Annotated in this window: 9 protein-coding genes and 1 pseudogene; 6 read left to right on the forward strand and 4 right to left on the reverse strand. The window is 61.9% G+C overall.

What is annotated here, in order from left to right:
* Positions 1 to 1,514: 1,514 nt before the first annotated feature.
* Positions 1,515 to 2,525, reverse strand: a complete 1,011-nt coding sequence (locus NCS58_RS27055) for an IS30 family transposase (RefSeq protein ID WP_409241441.1) — start codon at positions 2,523 to 2,525, stop codon at positions 1,515 to 1,517.
* A 912-nt stretch (positions 2,526 to 3,437) separates the two neighbouring features.
* Entirely contained in the window at positions 3,438 to 4,214 is a 777-nt protein-coding gene (locus NCS58_RS27060; protein WP_250477854.1) for a GntR family transcriptional regulator, read from the reverse strand.
* Between the two features lie 56 nt (positions 4,215 to 4,270).
* Between NCS58_RS27060 and NCS58_RS27065 the strand changes: the two genes are divergently transcribed.
* The 5 genes and pseudogenes from NCS58_RS27065 (at position 4,271) to NCS58_RS27085 (ending at position 9,142) form a co-directional block, all read left to right on the forward strand.
* Positions 4,271 to 5,002 (forward strand): enoyl-CoA hydratase/isomerase family protein, encoded by a 732-nt coding sequence (locus NCS58_RS27065; protein WP_250477855.1) that lies wholly within the window; start codon positions 4,271 to 4,273, stop codon positions 5,000 to 5,002.
* A gap of 35 nt (positions 5,003 to 5,037) precedes the next feature.
* The gene (locus tag NCS58_RS27070; protein ID WP_250477856.1) at positions 5,038 to 6,435 is read left to right on the forward strand and encodes an MFS transporter; all 1,398 of its coding nucleotides are present in this window, start codon (positions 5,038 to 5,040) and stop codon (positions 6,433 to 6,435) included.
* An 18-nt stretch (positions 6,436 to 6,453) separates the two neighbouring features.
* On the forward strand, positions 6,454 to 7,965 hold the full coding sequence (locus NCS58_RS27075; protein ID WP_250477857.1) for an aldehyde dehydrogenase: 1,512 nt from the start codon (positions 6,454 to 6,456) through the stop codon (positions 7,963 to 7,965).
* 11 nt (positions 7,966 to 7,976) lie between these two features.
* Positions 7,977 to 8,201 carry an ABC transporter substrate-binding protein gene (locus NCS58_RS27080; protein ID WP_311394680.1) on the forward strand — a complete coding sequence of 75 codons (225 nt, stop codon included), beginning with the start codon at positions 7,977 to 7,979 and terminating at the stop codon, positions 8,199 to 8,201.
* A 16-nt stretch (positions 8,202 to 8,217) separates the two neighbouring features.
* Positions 8,218 to 9,142: pseudogene (locus tag NCS58_RS27085) on the forward strand (SMP-30/gluconolactonase/LRE family protein).
* Here the strand turns inward: NCS58_RS27085 and NCS58_RS27090 are convergent.
* Positions 9,133 to 10,044 carry a LysR family transcriptional regulator gene (locus tag NCS58_RS27090; RefSeq protein ID WP_250477859.1) on the reverse strand — a complete coding sequence of 304 codons (912 nt, stop codon included), beginning with the start codon at positions 10,042 to 10,044 and terminating at the stop codon, positions 9,133 to 9,135. The pseudogene NCS58_RS27085 and the gene NCS58_RS27090 overlap by 10 nt on opposite strands.
* 264 nt (positions 10,045 to 10,308) lie before the next feature.
* Positions 10,309 to 10,860, reverse strand: coding sequence for a DUF2889 domain-containing protein (locus NCS58_RS27095; protein ID WP_250477860.1), 552 nt, complete (start codon positions 10,858 to 10,860; stop codon positions 10,309 to 10,311).
* Positions 10,861 to 11,038: 178 nt separating this feature from the next.
* Here NCS58_RS27095 and NCS58_RS27100 point away from each other — a divergent pair, with 178 nt between their 5' ends.
* Positions 11,039 to 12,184 carry a CoA transferase gene (locus NCS58_RS27100; RefSeq protein WP_250477861.1) on the forward strand — a complete coding sequence of 382 codons (1,146 nt, stop codon included), beginning with the start codon at positions 11,039 to 11,041 and terminating at the stop codon, positions 12,182 to 12,184.
* Positions 12,185 to 12,196 lie beyond the last annotated feature (12 nt).

The raw sequence follows: 12,196 nt of genomic DNA on the forward strand, positions 1-12,196 counted from the left end.
CTCTGGCAGCGATGCTAACCCGCGTCTGATTCCGCGCGCCAGGCCAGCCCCTGCCTCGCGGAGTCATACTGACTAATAACGAACAAGCGTCCCGGTCAACTTTTCTTTTTTGTGAAAAGCTCAGGCGCTTCGGACGGTCAAGATTATACATACACTGAACATAAGGATAGCGAAATAAAGAACCAGTCGTTCGCGATTATTTAATCTAATCTTGTATTGGTTGGTAGGGCGCGCGCAGAAGCGGAAGCCTTCGTTTGACACACCCGAAGCGGCTCCGACCCAAACACCGCCCGTTAGGCAAAACGTCTAGACAGGGGTAATTTTCGTGCGAACCGTTCCCCGTCGAATCGGAAAAATCACCGTGCTGGTTGTCGCAGGTCCTGTTTCGATATTGATTGCCGGCGCCACCTGCCCAACATACGTAGAATTGCCGTCCGGGACCGTTTTTGACATTGCGAGGTTGGTAGAAGATAGCGGCTCTGCGCCGGACGCGCTCGCAAAGGCGCGTGCGGACGTAGCCCAAGTGAACGCCTTTGGAGGCTGCTCAAGCCTGGAGCGCAGTCCCAGACACAAGATTTGTCAAGAGGTGATGGCTGCAGCTAACGCGGCAATAGCTGCGCTAGAAGCTTGCGTTAAAGAAGGGTCATCTAACGCCCCCATCGACCGCAACAGGAGGGGTGTTGCTAAGTAATGCTTCCTTCTGTTGAAGAGAAACGGCCGTGAAGGGCGGTCTTAACAAGATCGTCTCCACTTATTCGTCTGCGAGATACAAGTGCCTTACCGGGGGCACGATCGAACCATTCTGATGGCGGCGTGCATAGGTCGGGTCGAGGTCGAGCGCCGTCTCGAAGGCCCGCGCGCGCCGTCGCGCCGTTGCCTTCGATCCGCGGCTGTGGAAGAATTATCTCCATCGGGTCCCGAACCAATCGCCTGGGATTGTGTCAAGGGCCAAAGCCGTGCCGTGCGGGAGTATCTGGAAGCATTGGAAGAAGCGAATCCAGCAGGCACCGAAGCGGCGGAGATGACAGAGACATCGACGTCTCCAAAGAGGATATCTCTGATTTGCGAGAGGCAGCGATCGCCAATGACTCGCCGACCGACTCGAACGGATTAATGTTCAGTCTAAAGCTGCCGTTGAGGTGGCGCTTGGTTCAGTGTCCGGAACGGGTCCGGTTTCGAGCGACCGCGTCGGGCGGTTGTTGCGCGCATGGGCGTGTGTGAAAGCCGCCGCTAACGGCTGCGCACCCGAGGCGCATGAAAAACCTGCAGCAGTGCGCAACCATTGTTTTAGCTACCGGAAGGTGTCGAGTTGAAAATGAACATTCACAATTCGCTTTGCTACGTAGTCGGCTCTTTTGTGTTGGTTTCTTCGATCGCGGCTTGCGGAGGCGGTTCATCGAGCAGCACCTCGGCCACTGCTCACGATGCTGCGGCGTCCGTGCCGGCACCGGTCATCTTTCCGAGCAGCAGTGACGTGTTTTATGGGGCGGTTTCAAGCCGAAGTGCACAGGGGGTTAATGTTTAGCGCCTTGAGATTGGCTTGCTGAGGCGAGCGTGGCGGCGAAGACCTCGAACGGCGAATAGAACGCGTGGGTTGCGCGTGGCCGGTTGTTCAGGCTGTCGGCGATAGCATCGAGTTCGTCCTGGGTGTAGACCGAGAGGTCGGTTCCTTTGGGCAAGTATTGTCGCAGCAAACCGTTGGTGTTTTCACATGTGCCGCGTTGCCAGGGGCTATGGGGGTCACAGAAGTACACGCGCACGCCGGTGACCGCGGCGAGTTCCTGATGGCGCGTAAGTTCCTTGCCTTGGTCATAAGTGAAGCTCTGGCGCAGGGGTTCAGGAATCGAGTTGAGTTTGGCCGAGAAGCCCGCCAGAGCTGAGGCGGCGGTAGCATCGTCCATCTTGGCAAGCAGCACCAGCCGGCTGGTGCGCTCAACCAGCACGCCAACGGAGGATTGGTTCCCAGCGCCTTTTATGAAGTCGCCCTCCCAGTGACCAGGCAGCAGTCGGTCCTCGATTTCGGGCGGGCGTACGTGAATACTCACCATGTTGGGAATCTGCCCGCGTCGGTCTGTGCCGCGCGTGCGCGACATGCGGGTGTTGTGGCCGTGGCGCAGGCAGGCAATCAACTGGCGGCGCAATTCGCCACGCGGCTGAGCGTAGATAGCCGTGTAAATGGTTTCATGCGATACGTGCTGGGTGGGGTCGGTCGGATACATCCGCCTAAGTGTGCCCGATATCTGCTGGGGCGACCACTTCCAGTCCAGCAACGTGAGCACAATCCGCCAGCGAACGCCTTGCGTGCAAAGCTTGGCGGGGCCGCGACCAGCCCTACGGCGGGCGGCGCACAGCGCTTGAGCTGGCACTGATGCGTAGCCAGCAGGAGAGCTGTTGCGCGTCAGTTCACGGCTCACGGTGGAAGGCGAGCGCCCGAGCATACGGGCCATGGCCCGTATGCTCACGTCCTGCATTCGTAGGCTTGCGATGGCGAGGCGTTCTTCAGGTTGAAGGTGCTGGTATGAAATAGTTTTGTCGGGCATTGCAACACCTTATACGAGATAAGTGTTGCACCTCACTTTTGAGGCCTCCCATTTCCATCGACAATGGATAGGTGATAAAAAGCACCACCAAGAAGATGGCGACCGTGATCGGAGACGGATTCACGAAAGGGCGCGGTCGATTGTGCAGGCCTAATCCCATCGCGCGGGTCGCTGTTACAAGCACTTTGCTGGCCTCAGACGGCCGGGGCAGCCAACAGCTCCGGCGACGTGCGAGTGGTTTCTCTCGTCGCTTTGACATCGGGACCCAATTGAATGGAACGCCGAGGTTGTAGGTACCGACCCTTAATAGTTTGACGGGAAATTGCGTGCCCAATCAGGTTCACAATATTGGCCGACCGGATCAATTCGATGTTCGCGGCATAGGTCTACCGCGCAGCGGCTTGCCTTTGAAACGAGGAGGCCACGTGGTGGCTAACGGGCTCGGGGGCGTCCGCATGATACGGCTGCCGAGCCTATCCGTGAGGGCGAGAGTTTCGCTCGCGGCTCAGTCAGTGAACCTGATGTCGAATGCATTGGCCGCGACAACGTTGGAAACGTCTCGAGCGCGAGTCGATGGTGCAGTTTCGCATTCGGCCATCACTGATCGCGGCGGGGATGCGACCCATGCAACTATAAATGGATTCGCGCAAGTTTGCAGTGCTCACCGTTCAGATCATGGAGAGACTATCGGTTTTCACCTTTACTGAAGAATTCCCCTGCTCACCCATCGCGCCACACTTCAATCCTGCGGCGGTAAATGCCCGTTGCCGCTCCGCGCTGAAGACGAGCGACCGCACCGAATCTCGAATGGCAGCAAGGCGGCATTGGGCTCATGCGCACCGGTTGTACGTCGAGCGTCTCTTCTAGTCGAGCCAGTGCGGCAACGTACTACCGTCCTCACGAAGTGCTGCTGTTGAGCACATCCATTGCCGCCGCGCATGCGCCGCGCAGTTGTTCGCGCATCAGTTCCTGAACGTCCGATGAATGGCCGACGATGGCGTCGCGAATCTTCTTCGCCATGTCGAACGACGTCCGCATGCGCCCGCCACGCGCCATCGCGATGCGACGCAAGCGCCGCACGGGACCGATCAGCGCGGCGTGATTGGCCTGCAAAGTCCGGTTGTCCGCGATGGTCATCACGATCGCGTAATAACGATCGAGCGCATCGACGTAAGCGGACGGATCATCCGCATCGACGCTGTGCTGCATGTCGGCGATGACGTCATCGAGTTGCGCCGTGCCGAGCGGCGTGATGCGCTCCGATGCAAGCTGCACGGCGAGACATTCGAGCGCGGCCCGCACCGTGTAGATTTCCTCGACGTCACGCACGCTCACCGCTCGCACGAATGCGCCCACGCGCGGCACGATATTGACGAGCCCCTCGCGCTCGAGCTGCGCGAACGCCTCACGCATGGGCGTGCGGCTCACACTCAACTGTTTCGCGACCTGAACTTCCGACAGCCGGCTTCCCGGCGTCAACACGCCTTCCACGATCGCCTCGCGCAATGCGGGCACGACGACGCCTTCACTCAGGGAATCACCGGAAGCATCCACCGCACGCAGCCTGGCGTGATAACGCTCCGCGATGTCATTGAGCGTCGGCGTGCTCGCGACAGCGCGTGCTTCCTTCGCGCGGAGTTCCCCTTTCGGTCGAGCGGTTTTTGCAGCAGCCATTGACACCTCTATCCGTTTCTGAATACGCTGTATACAGATTATACAGGAGGAGTGCCATGGATCGCGATTCGCTGCCGCAACCCGTTTTGATCGACAGATTGGACGGCGTGATGACCTTCACGCTCAATCGCCCTGACTGCGGCAACGAAATATCTGCCGCCATGTTCGATGCGATGTCCGCCGCTCTGCGTGCCGAAGCGCTGGAGCCCACCGCACGCGTGCTCCGCATCCGCGCGGTAGGCGAAACCTTTTGCCTCGGACGCGAGCGCGCAGGCACGGATGCCATGTCGATCCGAAAGGAGATCGCGCGGCTCATCGAAATGAAGCGGCTCGTGCGCAATACGTCGCTCATCTCGATCGCGCAGGTGCACGGCGATGCGATGGGCTTCGGCCTGGGGCTCGCGATGTTGTGCGATTTCACGCTGGTGGCTTCGAACGCATCGCTTGCGTTTCCGGAGATGCGCAAGGGCTTACCGCCCGCCGCGATCATGGCGTACGCCGGCGACTATGCGTTGCCCAAGGTGCTGTTTCCCATGGTGTTGTTCGGCGATGCCATCACGCCGGATGAAGCGCTGCAGGCGGGGCTCATCACGCGCATCTGCGAACGCGACGCGCTGGAGGCGCAGGCCGATGCGTTGACTCGGCGCATCTTCGCGCTTGACGACACCGGCGCGCGCCATTGCAAGGCGTTCTTTCAGGCCGCGCGCGAAAGCCGCGTCGAAGACAACTTCCGCACCGCCACCGACATGCTGACCGTCAGTTCCCTGCGCCTGATGCAAGGCCGCTGAAGACGGAACGACCAGACGACAAGGAGGAGACAACCATGTACGTCAACGCAGGCCCGAGACTGGATCGTTTGCCGATGTCGCCGTTTCATCGCCGTATTATGTGGCTGATCGGCATCGGCATGTTCTTCGACGGCTTCGATATCTACGTCGCATCGACCGTGCTCGGCGCGACGCTGCAAAGCGGGTTTTCCACGCTCGCGCAGAACGCATTGTTCGTGTCGCTGACCTTTCTCGGCATGATGCTGGGCTCCCTCGGCACCGGCTTTCTCGGTGACCGTTTCGGGCGGCGCTTCACGTATCAGGCGAATCTCGCGATTTTCGGGCTCGCATCGCTCGGCGCGGCACTCGCGCCCAACATGGCGGTGCTGATCGCGTGCCGCTTCGTGATGGGTCTGGGCCTCGGCGCGGAGAACGTAGTCGGCTATTCGACGCTGACGGAGTTCGTGCCGCCGACCAAACGTGGCAAGCTGCAAGGGCTGATGGCCGTATTCGTCGTGTCCGGTTTGCCGGTCGCGGGGCTGATCGGCTTGCTGCTGATTCCGTCGCTCGGCTGGCGCGCGATGTTCGTCGTCGGCGGTCTCGGCGCGCTCGGCGTCTGGTATGCGCGCAAGTCTTTGCCCGAGTCGCCGCGCTGGCTGGAATCTGTCGGGCGCGACGACGAAGCCGAAGCGATCATGTCGCGCATTGAGGCCGAAGTGACGCACGCGCGCGGCGGTGAACCGCTGCCGCCACCGCTCGTGACGAAAGCATCGAATGCAGCGCCGATGTCGTTCGGCTCGCTGTTTTCCGGTGCAATGCTGCCGCGCATGATCGTCGGCTGCGTGACGCTCGTGGTCATCAATACGCTGCTGTACGGCTTCGTCACGTGGCTGCCGACTTTCTTCGTGCATCAGGGCATGAGCATCGCGAAGTCGTTCGGCTTCGCGCTCGTGATGTCGCTCGGCGCGCCCATCGGCAGCGGCATCGGCGCGTTGACGGCGGACGCGTGGGGCCGCAAGCCGACCATCATCGGCGCGTCGCTCGCGGCCATCGTCTTCGGAGCAATCTATCCGTTCGTTTCGAGCGCGATGCTGCTGCCCGTCATCGGCCTCCTGCTCACCATTCCCATTTACGTGCTCGTTGCGCTGCTGTTCGCGGTGTATGTGCCGGAGCTCTTTCCGACGCCCGTGCGGCTGCGCGCCTCCGGCATCTGCAACACGCTCGGACGCGGCGCGACCATCGTCACGCCGTTCATCGTGGTGGCGCTCTTCGCGCAGCATGGCATTGTCGGCGTGCTGGCGCTGATGATCGGCCTGCTCGCCATTCAGATCGTCGTGGTGGCGTGGCTCGGCGTCGAGCCGACCGGCGAACGCCTCGAAGATCTCCAGCCCGATTCCGCCGACCTGCACGATGCGCCCGAGGTGCGCCCGGCGCACGCATCGCCTTCGAAATAACCGAACTCAGGAAAACACATGGACACAGCAAACCCGAATCATCTCGATGCTCAACTCTTTATCGATGGCGAATGGACCGATGCGGAGAGCGGCCACACGATGGACATTGTCAATCCTGCCACGGGCGGCGTGATCGGTGCGCTGGCCGCCGCGAGCGCCGGCGATGTCGATCGCGCGGTGCAGGCGGGACATCGCGCATTCGATGCCGGCACGTGGCGAGACATGCCCATCCAGCAGCGCGCGCGCATCCTGAATCGCTTCGCCGATCTGTTCGAGGCGGACCTGGAGCAGTTCTACAAGCTGGAGACGCTCAACAACGGCCGGCCGATCTCGGAGACGCGCGCGCAGATTTCGCGTTTGCCGCAGTTCTATCGCTATTTCGCGGCGCTCGCGCTCACGCGGCGCAGCGACGTCATTCCCATCGAAGGTCCGTATCTCTGCTATACGCAGCGTGTGCCGCTCGGCGTCGTCGCGTTGATGACGTCGTTCAATCATCCGCTCATGATCCTGTCGAAGAGTCTCGCGCCGGCGCTTGCAACGGGCAACAGCGTCGTCATCAAGGCATCGGAGCAGACGCCGTTGACGACCGTGCGGCTCGTGCGCTTGCTCGACGAGGCGGGCGTGCCGAAGGGCGTCGTCACCGTGGTGAACGGCGAAGGGCGCGAGGCCGGCGCGGCGCTGGCTCGTCATCCGCTCATTCGCAAGGTAGTGTTCACCGGCGGCACGGAAGTCGGGCGCTCGATCGGCGAAGCGGCGGCGCGCAATTTCGCGCTCACGACGCTCGAACTCGGCGGCAAGGGCGCGGTGATCCTCTTCGACGATTTTGACATGGAGCGCGCAGTGAATGGCGCGGCCTTCGCGGCGTTCATCGGCGCGGGGCAGACCTGCGTCTGCGGCGCGCGCATCCTGGTGCAAAAATCGATGTACGCGGAGTTTCTCGAGCGCTTCCGCGCCAAGGCGTCGCAAATCCGGGTCGGCGATCCGACTGATGCCAAGACGCAGCTCGGCCCTGTAATTTCGGGCCGCTCGCGTCAGCGAATTCTGGCCATGCTGGACCGCGCAAAGCAAGCCGGCGTGAAGTGCCTGATCGGAGGCGGCGTGCCGCAGGGTCTAACGGAGGGATTTTATCTCGAACCCACTGTGTTGTACGACGTGCCGCCGGAATCGGAGATGGGGCAGGAGGAAGTGTTTGGCCCGGTCACTGTCATCATGCCGTTCGATGATGAAGCCGACGCCCTTCGCATCGCCAATGCGACGCAGTTCGGTCTGGCCGCATCCGTGTGGACGCGAGACGTGGCGCGGGCGCATCGCGTGGCATCGAAGCTGGAGTTCGGCATGGTATGGGTGAACGACCATCACCGGCTCGATCCCGCATCGCCCTGGGGCGGTTTCAAGAACAGCGGCGTGGGGCGGGAGACGGGCATCGAGTCGTTCGATCAGTTCAGCGAGCCGCGCGCCGTCACCGTCAACACGAGCGGCAAGACCGTGGACTGGTACGCCGACGACGGCGAACTTAAGCGGCTCAATTGACGACGGGCTATGTGCGCGGGCCGCAAGCGGCCATGTACACGACCAGAGACTTTCTCGACTGGTATCCGAATACCGTGCGAGCGGTGACGAATGCCATCGTCGAGGCCCAGCGTTGGACGGCGCATGCAACACCCGAAAAGGTCGCCGCCGCCGTACCGCTGCAATATGCGCTCGCCGAAAAGGATGATGAAACCACGTACGACAATCGTTCCGTCGAGAATGCGGACAAGCGTTGAACCGAGGAGACGACACATGAATAGCGACGTCCGCATCCTGGCGGAGGGCTTGATGTTCCCCGAAGGACCCGTGGCGATGCCCGATGGCTCGGTCGTACTGGTCGAGATCGAGCGCGAGACGATCAGCCGCGTATCCGTCGACGGCAGGGTGAGCGTCGTCGCGGATACAGGTGGAGGGCCGAACGGTCTCGCTGTGGGTCCGGACGGCGCTTTCTACATCTGCAACAACGGGGGATTCCTGTTCCGTACCGTTGCGGGGCTCAATCGCACTCGGGCGGGTATCCATCCAGGCTATACGAGTGGGCGGATCGAACGGTTCGACCTGCGCACGGGCACGCTGACGACGCTCTACGACCGCTGCGGCGATCATCCGCTGTGCGGGCCGAACGACATCGTGTTCGACCACGAAGGCGGTTTTTTACTTCACTGATTTCGGCAAGAACCGGCTGCGCGATCGCGATCACGCGGGTCTTTATTACGCGCGAGCCGACGGGTCGATGATCGTCGAAGTCGCGTATCCGCTTACTACCGCGAACGGCGTCGGTCTGTCGCCCGACGATCGCGTGGTCTACGTCGCCGAAACAGAAACGGCGCGCTTATGGGCGTTCGACTTGGAGGAACCCGGCCGGGCGCGCAAGCATCCGTATCCATCGCCGCACGGCGGACGTCTCGTGTGCGGGCTTCCGGGCTACCAGCGATTCGACAGCCTGGCCGTGGACGCGGCAGGAAACATTTGCGTAGCGACGCTCGTCACCGGTTGCATCACCGTCGTCGCGCCGACCGGCGAGGTGATGCGGCAAGTCATGGTGCCCGACGGCATGGTGACGAACATCTGCTTCGGAGGCGCCGACATGAAGACAGCGTATGTCACGATGTCCGGCACCGGGCGTCTGGGTGTGCTGTCGTGGCCGGAACCCGGATTGAGGCTAGCTTATTCGTGATTGCCGGGCTGCTGCTGCGCGCTTGCAAGCAGGTGTTTGAGGAAGAGCTGGACGGGTGCGGGAAGTGACTCCGCCTCACGCACGCGGATTTTCCAGTGCCGCTCGGCCCACGGTTCGTCCAGCGGGACAGCAACCAGCGGCGCCGAGCTGACGTAGCGCTCGGCGTGATGCTCGGGCACGAGTCCCACGCCAAGGCGCGCCTCGACCATGCTGCGCACCGGCTCGAAGCCATTGACCCGGATAGACAGTTTGAGCGGATGGTCGAGGTCTGCCGCCGCCCGCAACACTAGCGAATTCAGATAGCTTCCTTCCTGAGGCCCCACGAGCGGATATCGCGCCACCTCGCGAAACTTGAGACGGCCGGCACGGCTCAGCGGATGATCGGGCGGCATGATGACCACGAGGCGGTCGCTTCGGTACGGATAGACCTGCAGGCCGGCAGTTACCGTGGTGCCGCCGAACACGCCGATATCGGCAGTGTTTTCGGAAACGGCGCGCACGACAGCAGGGCTCAGGCTCTCCTGAAGGTCGATGCGCAAAGCTGGATGGAGATCCAGGAAATCGCGGATATCCTTGGCGATGTACTGGACGATGGTGGAGAGGCTGGCGTGTAGCCGGATCTGACCGCGAACGCCTTCCGCGTGGTCGAGCAATTCGCTTTCCATCTGCTGGATGTCGCGCAGAAGCGTCCGTGCGTGTTGCAGCAGTGCTGCCGCCGCGACGGTCAATTCCAGACCCTTGTTGCTACGCACGAACAACGCCGTCTTGAGGATGTCTTCGAGCTGCGACATGCGCTTGCTGAGCGCCGAAGCCGCGATGTTCTCGAATTCCGCAGCCCGCGCGATGCTCCCGTGTTCGCAGACGGCGACGAAAAGCTTCAGCGATTGTAGATCGAAACGCAACTAAGTCTCCTAAGCGTGGTCCTCTCGCAGCGAGCCTTTCGTGCGAAGCCAGGATAGGCACTGAGTCAGTGGCAAATCAATTAGCGTCGAAGTATCGCGGTCGACGGTCCGGCCCTAACAAACAACCTTACCTCACGCGCGCTTAACCTCTCGGCATCACACCGGCTCGATGCAGATCCGCAGATACTGAGTTTCCAAAGGAGGCTTTCTAACCGCATCCGTGTGCAGCCCGCGGAGATGTTGACGCTTGTTGCATCGCGCACGTCAGCTGGCGGGTTTGATCGACGCATACCAGCGTGGGTAATAGCGACGCACGACCTCACCGGTGGTTGCCAATGCATGACACCGGTTCAGCTGAAACGGCCGCTCGCGATTCTGCGCATCCCGTGCGCGCTGATTCGCCATGGTCTGGAAGGCGAGCGTAGCCAGGACGCCGATCAGATCCGTCATATGCGTGCAGCCGCGCGTGCCGCCAAGGCGTTCCTTCACAGCCGCGCTCAAGCCCGGCGCAATGCGTAATCCCACGAGTTTTCCGTAGTCGGGCGCGATGCGGTCGCACACGTTCTCATAAGGATGCGCATCGAAGCACGCCTCGGCGGCGACGATATGCATCTCGGTATCGATCGTGATTCTCAGCGACATGTCGTGAATGGGCTCGCCCGCGCGACGCGTGCCGGCGGGTCCGATCTTGTCGTGTGTCTTGACATCGACGAGGCGCGCTTCGAGGTCGTAAAGACCGCCCGGCCTCGCATAGCCATTCGCTTCGATACGCCGTGTGTGCAGCAATTCCCGCTCTTCGATAGTGGACAGTGGCATCAGCAAGCTCAATGAAGGGCGATGCCGGAGCAAGCCGGCTTCGCATGTGAAGAGACGACTGCATCGATTCGATGCATACGGTATCGCAATGCATCCGCGAGCGAAGACTCTCATCGATCCGCTTGCGCGCATATAGAATATAAATTATATTTTTGGCACGGGGAACCAAGGAGGAGCAGTGAATAGTCCATTTGAAGACGTCCAGATACTGGACCTGACGTGGGAATTCGGCCGCTACGTGGGCCGCCTATTCGGGGATCTCGGTGCGCGGGTCACGCGTATCGAACCGCCGAGCGGATTGCCTGACCGGCAGGCGGCGACATCGGCGGACGCAATCGAACGCGAGCCGGCGGTCTATGAATTCGAGTTCTTGAACGCGGGCAAGGACAGCATGACGCTGGATCTGGCCTCCGCGAAAGGCCGCGAAGCGTTCGCGGCGCTGGCGCAGGCGGCGAATGTGATCCTGCTCGAGCGCGGCGGTCCGTTGTATGACGAACTGTCGTGGGTGCAGCAGCAGGCTCCGCTGGCGGTCGTGACGTCGATCTCGCCTTTCGGACGCACGGGTCCGTGGGCGGATGCGCCCGCGACCGATTTGACGCTGCAGTCGGCGGGCGGCATCGCCTGGCTGTCGGGCCGGCTGACCGATGCGCCGCTGCGCTTGCCGGGCCTGCAAGCGACGATGGTCACGGGCGTGTACGCGGCAACGGCGACATCGCTGGCGCTGTACGACACGCTGGCCACGGGCCGCGGTCACGAGGTGGACGTATCGGCGCAGGAGTGCATCGCCCACTCGTTGCAGAACTCCATCCAGATGTGGGACTTCGAACGCAAGGTGTCGATGCGTGGCGGCGAAGGCACGCGAGACGCGAGCGAGGACATGTTCGCGTGCCGCGACGGGTTGATTTTCCTGGCGGCGCCGCGCTCGCTGGGCGTGTCGTGGAACGCGCTCGTGGGCTGGATTCAGGAGACGGGACATCCGTCGGCGGAAGAACTCACGAAGGAGCGCTGGGCGGATCGCGTGTGGCGGCTCACGGGCGAGGCGAAGTCGATATTCCGTCAGACGCTGGAATCGTTCACGCGGGACTACACGCAGGATCAACTCACGCAAGAGGCGCTGAAACGCAAGATCGTGATGGGCCCGGTGGCCCGAGTCACCGACGTGCTCGACGATCCTCAGCTGAGACACCGCGAGTACTTCGAGCAGGTGGAGTTGTCGCTCGCGGGCGCTCGCGTGAGCTTTCCCGGCGCGCCTTATCGATTGTCCGAGCCCGTATGGAAGCTCAGGCCCGCCATCGCCGGCAACGAACAGCCGCAGCCGGCGTGACACAAGAAGAGG

It is taken from the genome of Caballeronia sp. INML3B, from assembly GCF_023631305.1.
Taxonomy (GTDB): domain Bacteria; phylum Pseudomonadota; class Gammaproteobacteria; order Burkholderiales; family Burkholderiaceae; genus Caballeronia; species Caballeronia turbans.

Excerpts from the sequence above, each read along its gene's own strand:
- NCS58_RS27070 (WP_250477856.1), top strand. The coding sequence starts at position 5,038 with ATGTACGTCAACGCAGGCCCGAGACTGGATCGTTTGCCGATGTCGCCG.
- NCS58_RS27065 (WP_250477855.1), top strand. The coding sequence starts at position 4,271 with ATGGATCGCGATTCGCTGCCGCAACCCGTTTTGATCGACAGATTGGAC.
- NCS58_RS27060 (WP_250477854.1), bottom strand. The coding sequence starts at position 4,214 with ATGGCTGCTGCAAAAACCGCTCGACCGAAAGGGGAACTCCGCGCGAAG.
- NCS58_RS27095 (WP_250477860.1), bottom strand. The coding sequence starts at position 10,860 with ATGCCACTGTCCACTATCGAAGAGCGGGAATTGCTGCACACACGGCGT.
- NCS58_RS27075 (WP_250477857.1), top strand. The coding sequence starts at position 6,454 with ATGGACACAGCAAACCCGAATCATCTCGATGCTCAACTCTTTATCGAT.